The 15085-nt window shown below is 37.0% G+C and carries 14 protein-coding genes and 1 riboswitch; of the genes, 7 read left to right on the forward strand and 7 right to left on the reverse strand.

Annotated elements, in window-relative coordinates:
• Positions 1–14 precede the first annotated feature (14 nt).
• From DOK81_RS11780 to DOK81_RS11795, 4 genes are all read right to left on the reverse strand, one after another.
• Positions 15–1367 (reverse strand): amino acid permease, encoded by a 1353-nt coding sequence (locus DOK81_RS11780; RefSeq protein WP_206911100.1) that lies wholly within the window; start codon positions 1365–1367, stop codon positions 15–17.
• 266 nt (positions 1368–1633) lie between these two features.
• Positions 1634–2374: an amino acid ABC transporter ATP-binding protein gene (locus DOK81_RS11785; RefSeq protein ID WP_206911102.1), complete on the reverse strand. Its 741-nt coding sequence runs from the start codon at positions 2372–2374 to the stop codon at positions 1634–1636.
• A 12-nt stretch (positions 2375–2386) separates the two neighbouring features.
• Positions 2387–3979: an ABC transporter permease subunit gene (locus DOK81_RS11790; protein ID WP_206911105.1), complete on the reverse strand. Its 1593-nt coding sequence runs from the start codon at positions 3977–3979 to the stop codon at positions 2387–2389.
• Positions 3980–4123: 144 nt separating this feature from the next.
• A riboswitch (Lysine riboswitch) is annotated at positions 4124–4298 on the reverse strand.
• Positions 4299–4582: 284 nt separating this feature from the next.
• Entirely contained in the window at positions 4583–4876 is a 294-nt protein-coding gene (locus DOK81_RS11795) for a hypothetical protein (protein ID WP_067483415.1), read from the reverse strand.
• Between the two features lie 331 nt (positions 4877–5207).
• Here DOK81_RS11795 and DOK81_RS11800 point away from each other — a divergent pair, with 331 nt between their 5' ends.
• From DOK81_RS11800 to DOK81_RS11810, 3 genes are read left to right on the forward strand one after another with little or no spacing between them, the layout of a single operon-like run.
• Complete coding sequence (locus DOK81_RS11800; protein WP_206911108.1) at positions 5208–5939, forward strand: NAD-dependent protein deacylase; 732 nt, start codon at positions 5208–5210, stop codon at positions 5937–5939.
• On the forward strand, positions 5926–6771 hold the full coding sequence (locus DOK81_RS11805) for a chorismate mutase (RefSeq protein ID WP_206911111.1): 846 nt from the start codon (positions 5926–5928) through the stop codon (positions 6769–6771). The genes DOK81_RS11800 and DOK81_RS11805 overlap by 14 nt, the downstream gene beginning before the upstream one ends.
• 2 nt (positions 6772–6773) lie before the next feature.
• Complete coding sequence (locus DOK81_RS11810) at positions 6774–7295, forward strand: transcription repressor NadR (protein WP_206911113.1); 522 nt, start codon at positions 6774–6776, stop codon at positions 7293–7295.
• Positions 7296–7363: 68 nt separating this feature from the next.
• On the opposite strand, the gene DOK81_RS11815 is transcribed toward DOK81_RS11810, so the two are convergent.
• The 3 genes from DOK81_RS11815 to def form a co-directional block, all read right to left on the reverse strand.
• Positions 7364–8248, reverse strand: coding sequence for an RsiV family protein (locus DOK81_RS11815; RefSeq protein ID WP_206911115.1), 885 nt, complete (start codon positions 8246–8248; stop codon positions 7364–7366).
• An 18-nt stretch (positions 8249–8266) separates the two neighbouring features.
• The gene (locus DOK81_RS11820; protein WP_206911117.1) at positions 8267–8770 is read right to left on the reverse strand and encodes an RNA polymerase sigma factor; all 504 of its coding nucleotides are present in this window, start codon (positions 8768–8770) and stop codon (positions 8267–8269) included.
• Positions 8771–9025: 255 nt separating this feature from the next.
• On the reverse strand, positions 9026–9589 hold the full coding sequence (def, locus tag DOK81_RS11825; protein ID WP_206911119.1) for a peptide deformylase: 564 nt from the start codon (positions 9587–9589) through the stop codon (positions 9026–9028).
• Between the two features lie 250 nt (positions 9590–9839).
• Here def and rpsO point away from each other — a divergent pair, with 250 nt between their 5' ends.
• The 4 genes from rpsO to DOK81_RS11845 all read left to right on the forward strand — a co-directional run bounded on the left by rpsO (position 9840) and on the right by DOK81_RS11845 (position 15068).
• On the forward strand, positions 9840–10109 hold the full coding sequence (gene rpsO / locus DOK81_RS11830) for a 30S ribosomal protein S15 (protein ID WP_010734375.1): 270 nt from the start codon (positions 9840–9842) through the stop codon (positions 10107–10109).
• A gap of 184 nt (positions 10110–10293) precedes the next feature.
• Positions 10294–12417 (forward strand): polyribonucleotide nucleotidyltransferase, encoded by a 2124-nt coding sequence (gene pnp / locus DOK81_RS11835; protein ID WP_206911121.1) that lies wholly within the window; start codon positions 10294–10296, stop codon positions 12415–12417.
• A 170-nt stretch (positions 12418–12587) separates the two neighbouring features.
• Positions 12588–12842 carry a GlsB/YeaQ/YmgE family stress response membrane protein gene (locus DOK81_RS11840; RefSeq protein WP_206911122.1) on the forward strand — a complete coding sequence of 85 codons (255 nt, stop codon included), beginning with the start codon at positions 12588–12590 and terminating at the stop codon, positions 12840–12842.
• A gap of 279 nt (positions 12843–13121) precedes the next feature.
• A complete protein-coding gene (locus DOK81_RS11845) occupies positions 13122–15068 on the forward strand; it encodes a KUP/HAK/KT family potassium transporter (RefSeq protein WP_242590022.1) in 1947 nt (648 codons plus the stop codon).
• Positions 15069–15085 lie beyond the last annotated feature (17 nt).

Here is a 15085-nt window from a genome sequence, read left to right on the forward strand (position 1 = left end):
GAAAAAGAGTTTTTTTATTTTTTTCGTTCATATCTCAAATGATAGATGGTTAATAAAGCAATAAACCAAATTGGAGTCAAGAAAAATGCTAGTCGAGTGTCTTCACCTAAGATCAATACACCACAGACGAATAACATATAGACAAAGACGAGGTAGTTACTAATCGGATAAAAAGGCATTTTGAATGAATGTGACTTCTTGCCTAAGATACTCCGACGATATTTTAAATGAGTGTATACAAGCATGCTCCAGATAAATAGAAAACAAGTGGTCGCAATACTACTAACTAAAGTAAAGACCTCACTAGGCATAATGTAGTTAAGAACAACTGAAATAAAAATAATGATTGTCGAAAAGACTAGTGCTTGTCCTGGCACATGATGCGTGGTTAATTTTTTAAATCGTTTAGGTGCGCTCCCTTCTTGGGAAAGAGAACGAAGCATTCGTCCAGTACTATAAATCGCACTGTTACAAGCAGAAGCCGCGGCACTTAGAACTACTAAATTGATAATGGATGCCGCCATCGTAATACCAATCTCAGAAAAAACTTCTACAAACGGACTTTCATTTGCATTGAGACTGTTCCAAGGATAGATGGACATGATAACAAATAGAGATCCTAAATAAAATAAAATGATCCGGATTGGAATATTGTTAATTGCTTCTGGCAAAACTTTTTCTGGATTTTTTGTTTCACCAGCAACCAAGCCAACCAGTTCAATCCCAGCAAAGGCAAAAGTGACCATTTGAAAAGAAAGAATAAATCCTTTAGCACCTTTTGGAAAAAATCCTCCATGTGACCATAAAGTTGAAATAGCAGCAGGACCAGCACTCGTTTGATAATGAGTGAGAATCATGTAGACACCAACAAGAATGAAGGCAATGATGGCGACCACTTTGATCAATGCAAACCAAAATTCCAGTTCACCAAACAATGAGACAGCAACCATATTCAAAGCAAGTAGTAAAATGAGTGCAACTAGTTCTGGAAGCCACTGAGGAACACCAGGTGCCCAATAACGAACGTACATCCCAATTGCGGTTAAATCCGCCATAGCAATTGCAATCCAGCAAAACCAATAAGTCCATCCTGTAACAAAAGCCGCTTTTTTCCCAAGATACTCAGCAATAAAATCTAAGAAAGAGTGATTGTTTGTATTGGATAAAAGCAACTCCCCTAGCGCACGCATAATGAAAAAACAAATACAACCTGTGATCAAGTAAGCGAGTAAAATGGAAGGCCCCGCTAATTGAATCGTCTTTCCGGAACCTAAGAAAAGACCAGTACCAATCGCTCCTCCAATTGAGATCAGTTGGACATGTCGATTCTTAAGTCCCCGCTGTAATTCTTGTTCATTTTCGTCCATAAAATAATCATCCTAACTAAAAAGTAATTACCTTAAGTTTAAGAGAATTTTCAGAAAATTACAACTTTGTTTTCTAATTAATAGAAAAAAGCACATGGGATAAACAAAGGTCCTCACAAAAATAGGGAATAGCTATTCAAAAAAATTTTTATGGATTGTGAGAAGGGAAAACATAGGGCAATCAATTATTTTTGAATTTGGATAGAAGGACGACAATAAAAAAAGCTAGGATCTTGTCTGATCCCAGCTTTTTTTTGTACATTCATTTATTTATTTAAAATACGTGATAAGAATTCTTTTGTTCGTTCTTCTTTTGGATGAACGAAGATATCTTCAGGTGATCCTTCTTCAGCGATGATTCCTTTATCCATGAAAATGACACGATCCGAAACATCTTTTGCAAATTCCATTTCGTGTGTCACGATAATCATAGTTAAACCAGTGTGAGCCAAGTCTTTCATAGTGTTTAGAACTTCGCCAACCATTTCTGGATCTAGTGCCGAAGTTGGTTCATCGAATAATAAAACATCGGGGTCCATTGACAATGCACGAGCGATAGCAACACGTTGTTTTTGACCGCCAGATAATTGGGAAGGTTTTGCTTCGATATAGCGATCCATACCAACTTTTTCTAAATTTTCAATGGCAATTTTTCGTGCAGATGTTTTGTCACGTTTTAAAACTGTCAATTGGCCTGACATACAATTTTCTAAAACATTCATATTATTGAATAAATTAAATGACTGGAACACCATACCCAAGTGTGTGCGGTACTTAGGTAAGTTATATTTAGGAGTTAAGACATTTTCGCCTTCATAAATAATTTCCCCACCTGTTGGTTTTTCTAGAAGATTGATACAGCGTAATAAAGTGGATTTACCTGAGCCAGAAGATCCGATAATTGTTACAACTTCACCTTTATTAACCGTCACATTGATATCTTTTAATACTTCGTTGTCACCGAAGCTTTTTCTTAAATGGTTGATTTCAATAATTGTTTCGTTCATGTTTCTTCCTCCTTATTCTTGCAAGTTTGAATTTTCGACTTCCTCAATTTTTGTGTAAGCTGAAGGGCCATCGATTTTCTTTTCAACAAAACGCAAGATTCTCGTAATTGTAAAGGTCATAACTAAATAAATAATCCCTACAATCGTAAAGGTTTGGAAGAATTGGAAGTTTGCCCCAGAAGCAGAATTACCTTGGAAGAACAAGTCTGCTACACCAATTACACTCAATACAGCTGTGTCTTTAATGTTGATTACAAATTCATTACCTGTTGCCGGTAAGATATTTCGTAGGACTTGAGGAATCACAACTTTACGCATCGTTTGACCATGTGTCATCCCAATGGCTTGTGCGGCTTCAAATTGTCCTTCATCAACTGCAAAAATACCACCACGAACGATTTCTGTCATATAAGCACCTGTGTTGATCGAAACAATAAATAATGCAGCAATCGTCCGGTTCAATGAAATACCAAATGCTAAGGCCAATCCATAAAAGATAACCATTGCTTGTACCATCATTGGTGTGCCACGGAAAATTTCAATATAAATCGAAAGTAAGCCGTTAGCGATTTTTTGGAAGAAGCGGGTCACTTTATTGTCTGATTCTGGAATGGTACGGAAAACGCCAATGAGTAAGCCAAGAGTTGTACCTACTATTGTACCGATCAATGCGATGAATAACGTAAGGCCTGCCCCACGGAGAAACATCTCTCCATATTGATTCCAAATGTTTTTAAAGTCTGTGAAGATGCCAGATTGTTCTTCATCATCACTCGAAGCAGGTTGGTCTTTGATTGCTTGGTCCATCAGTGCTGTACGATCATCTTGTGAGATACCTGAAAGAATCTCATTGACTTTTTGAATATCCCCATCATTTTTGCGCATCCCGATAGCAATTTGAACATCTTCAGCATTTGTTTCAAAACCATTGTCACCTGTGAATTCTAACATTTTTAAGTCTTTATTCACGCTAGTAGCTGTAACTCCTTCAGGACGTTCACTGACGTAACCATCGATCATTCCAGAAGCTAAGGCAGTTCTCATAGCAGAGAAATTATCCATTGCTTGTTGTTTTTGAACGTTTGGAATTTGATCGATGACGCTATAATGGAACGTATTTAGTTGTGCAGTGATTTTTGCATTTTCTAAGTCAGCTAATTTTTTTGCATTCGCAAAGTTACTGTCTTTTTTTACTACGACAACTAATTGAGATTCATAGTAAGGATCTGTAAAATCAATTTCTTTTTTTCTTTCCGCAGTTGGGCTCATCCCTGCGACGATTGCATCAATTTTTCCTGATTGTAGGGCAGGTGCTAGACCGTCCCATTTTGTTTGGACGATAACCAAGTTTTTGCCTAAGCCGTCAGCAACTTTTTTAGCAATTTGAACATCATAACCACCGGCAAAACTTTTTTGTCCATCAATTGGCAGTGCACCGTTCTTATCTGTTTGCTGAGACCAGTTGAATGGTGCATAACCAGCCTCCATTCCCACGCGAAATTCGTTGTCGGGTGTTTTTTCGTCTGCAAAACCAGATGTGCTTAAGCTAAATAATGAAAAGATAAATGCAAATAATACGGTAACTGAAACAAAATTTTTATTCATGTTCTTTCTCCTCTTCTTTCTGATACATCTTGAACGAGCGGTCCGATTGAACAATGAGTTGCAGCTGCTTATCTAAAAAAAAAAACGACCATCAAACTTGTAAATACAAAATGGTCGTTAAAATTATCGGTCGATAAACCCCTCACAAACCATAGCGCAACTTAGCATCACTGCTAAGACAGTCCGCAAGCTATTAACTTGCGTCCCAACGTAAACTTTAAGCAAAAAAGAGTACATTTCGGCGATCCTCCCTAGTCCTGTTTCAACATGTTTGCTTCACTCCACAGGGGTAATGATTCTCGCGACCTCTACCTCATTGATTGAGGTAATCCCGTATTCAGTTATTTATACAAAAAGAAGTTTACGTTATTCTGAAGGCTTTGTCAATCAATTCCCATTATTTTTCTGAAAATTGTTGATAAACATAGAAAACATTGGATAAATTTAAAGAGTTTATGAAAAGAAGGGGAAAGATATGTAGCGAAAAAAGAGAATAATTATGCAATTGGTGAATGTGAAAAAGCAAAAAAGAAACTACGGCAATCATCAAAAAAAACGAAAATTGCTGTAGTTAGTCAAACTAGATTGATCGTTTATTAACTGTTAGGCTGCGGCTTTTGGTTCGCGACCTAAGATTGCTTGTAAAATAACTGTTACACCATAAATTGCTAAGACTAGATAAATTAGGCTAGAATACTGTGTGATTCCCCAACCCCATGTGCGATAAACGGCTAATGTGATAGCTAAAACAATTGCAGCAATAACGTTAAATAACGCGAATGCCCATAGATTGCCGTTTTCTTTACGTACGAAATAGAAGATAGAGAAAAAGACACTTAAGGCTAGCCAAGCGATGCATGCTAAAATAACGCCCCAGTAAATGAAAAATGGTACCATATTGATTCACCTCTCTTTTATACAGCCTGTATTGTAGCACGTTTTCATTTCTTTGTCAGTCGTCATTGTGATAAAATTCGCAATGACTGGAATCGTTTTACTTTTTAAGCATCTTTTTCTGCTAAATTTTGATTGTTTACTAAGTGCAAATGACAGATAAAGTATCATAAATCGTAAATGAAAGACGCACACATTTTGGTAAATGAAGTGTCTGGCTAACAAAACGAAAAATTTAGCTTGGTTGTACAGATAGGCAATAAATTTTTTAATAAATTGTTTCTCTCACTTTCTTTTTTGTTGAAATCGGTATAATAGAGAAGAGGTGAGGAAGATGAGTAATCAAAAAATTAGAAAAGTAGCGCAAGAAATTTTAACCCATCATTCGGTAACTTTTTTAACAGGAGCAGGGGTTTCGACACCTTCGGGAGTTCCAGACTATCGTTCGTTAAAAGGTGTCTACGCAGGATTGGAACAGCCAGAATATTTATTAAGTACTCAAGCAATGGAACACGAACCAGAAAAATTTTATTCTTTTGTAAAAAAACTATATCATCCTCAGGCAGAACCTAATATCATTCACTTAGAAATAGCACAATTAGCAACAAGTAAGCAAGTTGCTGTTGTATCACAAAATATTGATGGGTTACACGAGCGAGCAGGAAGCAAGCAATTAGTCAATTTTCATGGGAGTCTGTATCATTGTCATTGTCGAAAGTGTGGCGAGGCTGTATCGTGGCAAACGTATTTAGAAAGTGACAGACACCAAGGATGCGGGGGGCAAGTTCGACCAAATATCGTTTTATATGGTGAAGGATTTCAACAATCGACGATTGAAGCAGCAGTTTCTGCAGTAGAACAAGCTGATGTCGTTGTTATTGTAGGAACAAGTTTTCAAGTACATCCTTTTTGTGATCTGATAGAGTACAGGAAAAAAAATTCTAAGATAATCGTTATCAATCAAACACCAATTTTACTTTCAATGGAACATTCATTTATTCAAGAAGATGGTGCAAAAGTATTTCAAAAAATTCATGAAATGAGGATCAATAATGACAGAGTTTAAAACAGAAAAAGAAAAAATGATTGCAGGTGAACTTTATTTTGCAGGTGATCCTGAATTAGTGGCAGATCGAAATTTTGCACGAGAACAAGCAAAATTGATTAACCAATCAGAGGATTCAGCGATTCGCTCACAATTAGTCAAAGAGACTTTTGGTAAAACGGGCGAAAACATCTATGTTGAACCAGCAATCAATTTTGATTATGGATACAATATTTGTGTTGGCGAAAACTTTTATGCCAATTTTAATAATACTTTTTTGGATGTAAGTACTATTGAAATTGGTGATAATTGTATGTTCGCACCGAATGTTCAATTGTATACGGCAACCCACCCACTGCATCCAGTGAAAAGAAATAGTGGTTTAGAGTATGCAAAACCAATCAAAATTGGAAACAACGTATGGTTGGGCGGAGGAGTCATTGTTACACCTGGTGTTACTTTGGGAAACAATGTTGTTGTTGGTGCTGGTTCAGTTGTAACAAAATCTTTTCCAGATGATGTTGTCATTGCGGGGAATCCTGCACGAGTAATCAAAACGCTTAGTGTGGAAAAAGCAGCGCCATCATTAGCAAATTTACGTGAGCAAGTGGATGTTATCGACCGAAAATTAATTGAGTTGTTAGAAAAACGATTGGATGTAGTTACCGAAATCAGTCAGTTGAAACAAGAAACTCATCAAGCGATTTTAGATGAGAAACGTGAACGAGAAGTTTTAGAAAAAGTAAAAAAATGGGTGAAAAATCCAGATTATGAAGAAACAACGTTAGCTATGTATAACGACTTAATGAAGCAATCACGCGATTATCAATTAAAATTGCGTGAGGAGGAGTAAGGATGGTAGAAGGGGAACTACGTCGGCAACAAATCATGCAGACATTGGCAAGTGCAGAAAAACCAGTTAGTGCAAGCAAGTTTGCTAAAAAATTTGGTGTTAGCCGCCAAATCGTCGTAGGGGACATTGCCTTGCTCCGCGCAGCAGGAGAAGAAGTGGTTGCAACAGCACGTGGATATATTTTGGAATCAAATGAAACAAATACAGGTTTTGTTAGCAAGATTGCTGTACAACATGAACGTCAACAAACGGAAGAGGAGTTGCGAATTATTGTTGAACACGGGGGGGAAGTAATTGATGTTATTGTAGAACATCCACTGTATGGTGAACTTGTGGGCATGTTACACTTAAAAACGAAACAAGACATAACTTCCTTTATGAAACGTTATGAAAAAAGCCAAGCAACGTTACTATCAGAATTGACCTCAGGCATTCATTTACACACCATTCGCTACCCTGATGAAGCTACTTTAAAAAAAATCAAACGTGCATTGTCAGCTGCACATATCCTTTATGAAGACTAAAAAATGAAAAAAGTTCGCTTGAAAAATCAACTATTCGGTCGATTTTTCAAGCGAACTTTTAGCATTATTTAACTTAAATAATTAGGTGAAGCTAATTGTTGTTGGATGATTTTGGTTGGAATCACGAATTCAGGCGTTCCCATATAATAAGGTGCTACTTCTCCTTGAGCAAAAGTAATAGTCAATTGATGTTTGGCATTGATATAGAACGTTTGATTTGGCTTGATTTGATTGAATGGTTGGACATCAGTTGGTTGGTCAGTTGCTTCAGACCAATAAATTTGATTTGGGTCAGCTTGCATCTGTTCATTCATTTGTTGTTTGATCTCTTCACTGATGATAGACAGATAATCTTCATTTTTAAAAATTAATGGTAAAGATACCACGACATTCAACTTTTTATCAATCGTATCGTATTGGGTCGTTGTGGCAGAACTTCCTTGAATCTGAGTCAATGTTCGTTTGACTACTAAAAACCGAGAATCATCCACAACTTTTTCAAAATCTCCAGTAACAGAAACACGCGAGCCATCAAAAAATTGTTTTTTGACTTGTTGAAATTCAGCTTGAGCTTCTTTTAGGTATTTTTGATTTAAAGCATTGGCAACTTCTGTTGGTGTAGCTGTTTCGATTTTTGGTACATCAATCGCTATCTGGCTATTTTCTTTTTTGGCTGTTAAAGTTTGCAACGTAACCAATTGCACTAACTTATCGAAACCGGGAAGGACACTAGCAGCTTCACCAACGCCCGGAAATAAATTGACAGCTAGTATAAATGTTAATGCGAGTGCCAAAGCACTTTGAGCGGTATGATTTCGAAAACGTCTCCAAGAATATTTTCTCTTTTCTTTATGAAAGAGATCAGTCACTTGTGTGTGTAAGTCTTCTGGCAATGTTTGCTGACGATATTGCTTTGAAAAATTTCTGATTACTGTTTTTACAAAGTCTTTCATGGAAATCTTCTCCTTTGATTATTTTAGTTTGCTTCTTAATTCATTCAAGCTTCGATATAGTTTTGTTTTGATCGTGTTCTCATTTAGCGATAAAATGACAGAAATCTCTTTGAGGGTAAAGCCTTCAAAAAATTTTAATAAGATGATTTCACGATTAGGACTGCTGATCTGATTGATGATTTCTTCTATTTCAATATAACTGTGTTGCGAGTCATTCAAGAAAGACCATGACTGTTCACTTTGATCAAGATGTTCGGCTTCGCGTTTGTTTTTTCGCCAAAAATCAATGGAAACAGAAATGAGGATTCGAAAAAACCAACCATTAAATTCTTCGATTTCCTGAAAATTTTTCTTTTGAATAGCTTTCAATGCTTTTTCAAAACTTTCTTGGATGATATCTAGTGCATCTTCCTTTGAATGGGAATAGTTAAAGGCCAGACGATACATTTTTTCATACTGTGTGTCCGCCAGTTCTTCTAACGCTTTTATATATTTTCTTCTTTTCCAACCATCGAAAACCATTTGTCTGGGGTACCCTCCTTTCTCATCTACTTATATAGACGAATTAGGTTGTTAAAAAGTTTCATATTTTTCATTTTATTTATGCAGAATGGATGATATGTAAGAAAACAAGCGAAATTGGGGTAGGAAAGCTTGTTCTTTCTGAGAATAAAAAACAAAAAAATAAACTCGTCAACCAATGAGAAGGGGGCGAGTTTATTTTTCGACGATATTTTTTTCTGTTGAACCAAGAAGTGCTAACCTAAATCATCTACCTTAATCGATGACAAGCACGCCTTCTTTAAGCGAAAATGGATTAGCTTCATTGATGTGGTCATAGAACATAACCCCATTGATGTGATCGATTTCGTGTTGAACAACAATCGCTTCGTAGTTTTTTAAACGAATTTTTTGTTTTTGTCCGTTTGCATCATAATAAGAAATCGTTACTTTTGCATGACGAACGACATAGCCTGGAACTTCACGATCGACAGATAAGCATCCTTCGCCTTCACCAAGACAAGCGTCTTGAACAGAGTGGCTTAAAATTTTTGGATTATACATTACTGTACTTAAAGTGGGTTCTGTTACTTCGGGATCTGCACTAGGTACATGAACGGCAATGATCCGTTTTGAAATGTCTAATTGAGGTGCAGCTAGACCGACGCCTCCACGTAAGTTTAGTTCTTCTGCTTTAACAGGATCTTGACTGTTTTTTAGAAATTCGATCATTTCTTTTCCTAATGCGATATCTTCCTCACTAAGTGGAAGAGAAACTTCGCTTGCTACTTCACGTAAAGTTGGATTGCCTTCACGAATAATATCATCCATTGTAATCATGGAAAATGACTCCTTTCATCTAAGACTTGAATAAGACAAGTCACTTTTCGCACTATAGTGTAACATAAAATAAAAAAAGTAGTAGTTAGATTGTTTGAAAACTATTCTTCTTAATGATTCTTTACTTGATTTATAGCATCATTTCAGGTAAAGTATAGCTGTGTGTTTAAGCACACGTCCTGTCACTTGGTTAAGCGAATCACCAACGTTTTACTCAGTCACAGGGAAATATTCGAAAGAGGTGGAAACAATGGCAATTTCAAAAGAACGTAAAAACGAAATCATTAAAGACTATGCACGCCATGAAGGAGATACTGGTTCTCCAGAAGTACAAATCGCTGTATTAACTGAAGAAATCAATCACTTGAATGAACATGCACGTGTTCACAAAAAAGATCACCATTCATACCGTGGCTTGATGAAAAAAGTTGGTCACCGTCGTAACTTGTTAGCTTACTTACGTAAAACTGACGTTCAACGTTACCGCGAATTGATCCAACGTCTAGGTCTACGTCGTTAATTTAATTTAAAGAGAGTGAGGTTCACATGAATCTCACTTTTTTTACTGTGAAACTAAAAGAAACTGTGATCAAGCATGATGGACTCCTACTAACCAAATGAAAGTTGCTAACTGGCTAAAAAGGATTGGCGGTTTTCATTTGTTTAGTAGCGTCTTGCTTTCACGAAAAGGAAAAGGAGAAGTTATGTCAGAAAAACAAGTATTTAAAATGATGTGGGGAGGCCGTCCCTTAGAAGTAGAAGTCGGCCAATTAGCAAAACAAGCAAATGGAGCTGTTTTAGTTCGTTATGGAGATACTGTGGTATTAAGTGCGGCAGTTGCCTCTAAAGAAGCAAAAGATACAGACTTCTTTCCATTAACAATCAACTATGAGGAAAAAATGTATGCGGCTGGTAAAATCCCAGGTGGGTTCATCAAACGCGAAGGTCGTCCAAGTACAGAAGCAACGTTGACAGCACGTTTGATTGACCGCCCAATCCGCCCAATGTTTGCGGAAGGCTTCCGTAATGAAGTTCAAGTGACAAATATCGTAATGAGTGTTGAGACAGATTGTTCACCAGCGATGGCTGCTATGCTAGGTTCATCTTTAGCATTATCTATTTCTGATATTCCTTTTGATGGCCCAATTGCAGGGGTTGAAGTCGGTCGTGTAAATGGCGAGTATGTCTTGAATCCAACTGTTGAGCAAGCAGAACAAACGGATATCGAGCTTTCTGTGGCAGGAACAAAACAAGCCATTAACATGGTTGAAAGTGGCGCTAAAGAAGTTTCTGAAGAAGATATGCTTGGTGCATTGCTTTTTGGTTTTGATGCAATCAAAGAATTAGTCGCTTTCCAAGAAGAAATTGTTCAAGCTGTCGGCAAAGAAAAAATGGAAGTTACTTTATTGCAAGTAGATGCAGATCTTAAAAAAGAAATTTTTGCTGCTTCATACGAAACAATGAAAACTGCCGTGATGACGGAAGAAAAACTTGCGCGTGAAGACAATATCGAACAAGTAAAAATCGATATTCGTGAAGCATATGCTGAAAAATTTGTGGATCATGAAGATGAAGCACATTTAGCTAAAGAAGTGAAACAAATTACAGAAGACCTAGAAAAAGATGTTGTTCGTGAATTGATCACGATTGACAAAATTCGTCCAGATGGTCGTAAATTAGATGAAATTCGTCCACTTGCTTCAGAAGTTGGCTTATTACCACGTGTTCATGGTTCTGGTTTATTTACTCGTGGACAAACACAAGCATTATCTGCTTGTACACTGGCACCATTAGGAGAACATCAAATTATTGATGGCCTAGGGGTTGAAGTAAGCAAACGATTCATTCATCACTATAATTTCCCACAATTTTCTGTTGGTTCAACTGGTCGTGCAGGTTCACCTGGCCGTCGCGAAATTGGACATGGTGCTTTAGGTGAACGTGCATTGGCACAAGTTATTCCGGCTGAAGAAGATTTCCCTTACACGATTCGTTTAGTAGCAGAAGTTTTAGAATCAAATGGTTCTTCTTCTCAAGCAAGTATTTGTGCAGGTACATTGGCATTGATGGATGCAGGTGTTCCAATTAAGGCACCAGTTGCTGGTATTGCAATGGGACTTGTTTCTGATGGCGAAAACTACACAATCTTAACAGATATCCAAGGGCTAGAAGATCACCTTGGCGACATGGACTTTAAAGTTGCTGGAACAAAAGAGGGAATCACTGCTTTACAAATGGATATCAAGATTCAAGGGATCACTGAACAAATTCTAAAAGAAGCATTGGCTCAAGCAAAACAAGCACGTATGGAAATCTTAGAAGAATTGACTTCAACGATTGCTGCACCACGTGAAGAATTAAGCCAATACGCACCGAAAATTGAAATGATTCAAATCGAACCTTCTAAAATTAAAGATGTGATTGGTAAAGGTGGCGACACGATTAACGGAATCATTGAAGAAACTGGTGTTAAAATTGATATTGATCAAGATGGTAAAGTAAGTATTGCCTCTGCTGATTCAGAAATGATCAAAAAAGCAATCAAGATCATCGAAGATCTTACAAAAGAAGTGAAAGTTGGCGAAGTTTACTTAGGTAAAGTTGTCCGAATCGAAAAATTTGGTGCATTCGTTAACCTAATTAAAGGAAAAGATGGCTTAGTTCATATTTCTCAATTAGCAAACGAACGTGTCAACAATGTTGAAGATGTCGTTAAACTTGGTGACGAAGTTCTTGTAAAAGTAACAGAAATCGACAAACAAGGTCGTGTAAACTTATCTAGAAAAGTTTTATTGAACGATGATGAAGCTTCAAAAGAAACAAAATAAAAATTGATTTGTTAAAAGCTGAAAGCGAGACATTCTAAATGTTTCTGCTTTCAGCTTTTTTTGTGAGAAAAAATAGCTCGTGAAATTTCCACTAGAAAAAGGTTATCCATTGGTAAGACGGACTGAATAAGCGTAAAATCATTTATAGAAAGACTGGAGGAGGACGTGACATGTTAAGCTTTTTGGGTGTGCTCATTATTGGTGGTATATTAGGAATGATAGCCGGAGCCATTTTGGGAAAAGATGTTCCTGGTGGCTGTACAGGAAATATTGTCATAGGTGCTCTGGGTAGTTGGTTGGGTGAATGGATTTTAGGTGAATTTGGCCCAGTAGTTGTAGACGTTTATTTGATTCCAGCTTTGCTTGGTGCAATCTTGTGCTTAATCATTTATTACTTTATTATTGAGCGCTTATTTCGTAGCTAAAAGACTTACTAAAAGTGGTTGACACATAGAAGGTTTCCTAAGATAATGAGAGGAAGTTTAGGAAATAAACGGTAAAAATAATGATTTTAGGTTGCTAGCGGAGCAAAAATATCGCTGGTTTGATGCTTTTTATCAGATTCAAGTGATAGTTGTTTTGGCTGTTGCTTGAATCTTTTTTATTTTGTTTTCTAAATGCTAATTGGGGACAGAAATGAGGGAGAAAAGTTGACAACAAAAAAGAATGTCAAAAAATTGTCAGCTGCAGGTCTTTTGGTAGCAATGGGTGTAGTTTACGGTGATATCGGAACTAGCCCATTATATGTAATGAAGGCAATTGTAGGTGATAACGGAGGGCTGCAGGGAATTAATCCTGACTTTGTCATTGGGGCAGTTTCGCTAATTTTTTGGACATTGACTTTATTAACAACAATTAAATACGTTGTGATTGCATTAAATGCGGATAATCATGGAGAAGGTGGTATCTTTTCCTTGTATACCTTAGTGAGAAAAGGCGGTAAATATTTAATTATTCCGGCAATGATAGGTGGCGCGGCATTACTTGCTGATGGTGTATTGACACCAGCAGTGACAGTTACAACCGCAATCGAAGGATTGAGAGGAATCCCACAGTTCTTTGAACGATTTGGAAATGATCAAACAATTATTGTAATCATTACTTTAGTGATCATCTTGTCCTTGTTTATGGTCCAACGTTTTGGTTCCGAATTGGTTGGGAAAGCATTTGGTCCAATCATGTTCTTATGGTTTACTTTTTTGGGCGTGATGGGGGTCATGAATTTTAGTCAAGACTGGACAGTGTTACGTGCACTCAATCCTTATTACGCAATTCAGTTATTACTTAGTCCAGATAATCGGCTAGGTTTATTTATTTTAGGAAATGTTTTTTTAGCAACAACCGGGGCAGAAGCATTGTATTCAGATTTAGGTCATGTTGGGAAGATGAATATTCGTTTGAGCTGGCCATATGTTAAGCTTTGCCTGATGTTAAATTACTTTGGACAAGCAGCTTGGTTAATCAATGTCTATCAAAATCCAGATATTCAAGAAATTGAAAATCTGAATCCATTTTTCCAAATGATGCCAAATAGTTTAACTGGTTTTGGAGTTGGATTTGCCACAGTCGCTGCGGTAATTGCTTCACAAGCATTGATTTCAGGTTCGTTTACGTTAGTCTCTGAAGCAATCAAATTGAAACTATTGCCAAGATTGAAAATTATGTATCCCGGAAGTAGCATTGGCCAGATGTACATTCCAGCAGTAAACTTTATGCTATGGCTAGCTTGTTCGATTATCGTGATTACCTTTAGAACGTCACATCGTATGGAAGCAGCATATGGATTATCAATTACAGTTACGATGTTGATGACGACAGCACTGCTCTATTTTTATTTGATTCAAAGTGGACATAGTCATTGGCTGGCGCATCTTGTGACCTTTTTCTTTGGGGCAATTGAAATAGTTTTCTTTTTATCAAGTATTGTGAAGTTTTTCCATGGTGGTTTTGTGGCGGTCTTGATCGCTTTACTTATTTTGACTGTCATGTTTATCTGGGAAAGAGGAAATATTATTCGAGAGTCTGTGGCAGAAGATGTGCCACTTCGTGAGTATATCCCTCAATTAGCAAAATTGAGAAAAGATACTTCATTACCTGTTTATCAAACAAATGTAGTCTTTTTGGTTCCTAATATGGAAGACGACCAGATTGGAAAACAATTTGTTTATTCGATTTTAGATAAGCGGCCAAAACGTGCAGCTGTTTATTGGTTTGTGCATGTAGAAGTTACGGATGAACCTTACACGAAAGAATATCAAATTGAAATGATGGATACAGATTTCATTGTTCAAGTAAAACTGTTCCTTGGTTTTCGTGTAGAGCAGGAAATCAATGTCTATATCCGTCAGATCATTCACGATTTGATGAAGGAAGGCCGATTGCCAAAACAACCACAACGTTATTCACTCACGCCTGGAAGAGAAGTGGGCGATTTCCAATTTATTCTGATTGATGAAGTGTTGTCGAATGTCACGTCCTTAAACAAATGGGATCGACAAATCATGCAAGCAAAACTCGCTATCAAAAAATATGCAACATCGCCAGAAACATGGTTTGGTTTAGAGTACAGTGAAGTCAAACATGAAACAGTTCCATTATTTATTGGGCGTACACGTAAAACTTGGTTGAAAGAACGAAAAGAAAATGAGTAAAAAAAGGTTGGGACAAA

The organism is Enterococcus sp. DIV0660C, assembly GCF_017316125.1.
In the GTDB taxonomy this organism is placed as follows: Bacteria; Bacillota; Bacilli; order Lactobacillales; family Enterococcaceae; genus Enterococcus_B.

Excerpts from the sequence above, each read along its gene's own strand:
- DOK81_RS11780 (WP_206911100.1), bottom strand. The coding sequence starts at position 1,367 with ATGGACGAAAATGAACAAGAATTACAGCGGGGACTTAAGAATCGACAT.
- DOK81_RS11785 (WP_206911102.1), bottom strand. The coding sequence starts at position 2,374 with ATGAACGAAACAATTATTGAAATCAACCATTTAAGAAAAAGCTTCGGT.
- DOK81_RS11790 (WP_206911105.1), bottom strand. The coding sequence starts at position 3,979 with ATGAATAAAAATTTTGTTTCAGTTACCGTATTATTTGCATTTATCTTT.
- DOK81_RS11795 (WP_067483415.1), bottom strand. The coding sequence starts at position 4,876 with ATGGTACCATTTTTCATTTACTGGGGCGTTATTTTAGCATGCATCGCT.
- DOK81_RS11800 (WP_206911108.1), top strand. The coding sequence starts at position 5,208 with ATGAGTAATCAAAAAATTAGAAAAGTAGCGCAAGAAATTTTAACCCAT.
- DOK81_RS11805 (WP_206911111.1), top strand. The coding sequence starts at position 5,926 with ATGACAGAGTTTAAAACAGAAAAAGAAAAAATGATTGCAGGTGAACTT.
- DOK81_RS11810 (WP_206911113.1), top strand. The coding sequence starts at position 6,774 with ATGGTAGAAGGGGAACTACGTCGGCAACAAATCATGCAGACATTGGCA.
- DOK81_RS11815 (WP_206911115.1), bottom strand. The coding sequence starts at position 8,248 with ATGAAAGACTTTGTAAAAACAGTAATCAGAAATTTTTCAAAGCAATAT.
- DOK81_RS11820 (WP_206911117.1), bottom strand. The coding sequence starts at position 8,770 with ATGGTTTTCGATGGTTGGAAAAGAAGAAAATATATAAAAGCGTTAGAA.
- def (WP_206911119.1), bottom strand. The coding sequence starts at position 9,589 with ATGATTACAATGGATGATATTATTCGTGAAGGCAATCCAACTTTACGT.
- rpsO (WP_010734375.1), top strand. The coding sequence starts at position 9,840 with ATGGCAATTTCAAAAGAACGTAAAAACGAAATCATTAAAGACTATGCA.
- pnp (WP_206911121.1), top strand. The coding sequence starts at position 10,294 with ATGTCAGAAAAACAAGTATTTAAAATGATGTGGGGAGGCCGTCCCTTA.
- DOK81_RS11840 (WP_206911122.1), top strand. The coding sequence starts at position 12,588 with ATGTTAAGCTTTTTGGGTGTGCTCATTATTGGTGGTATATTAGGAATG.
- DOK81_RS11845 (WP_242590022.1), top strand. The coding sequence starts at position 13,122 with ATGGGTGTAGTTTACGGTGATATCGGAACTAGCCCATTATATGTAATG.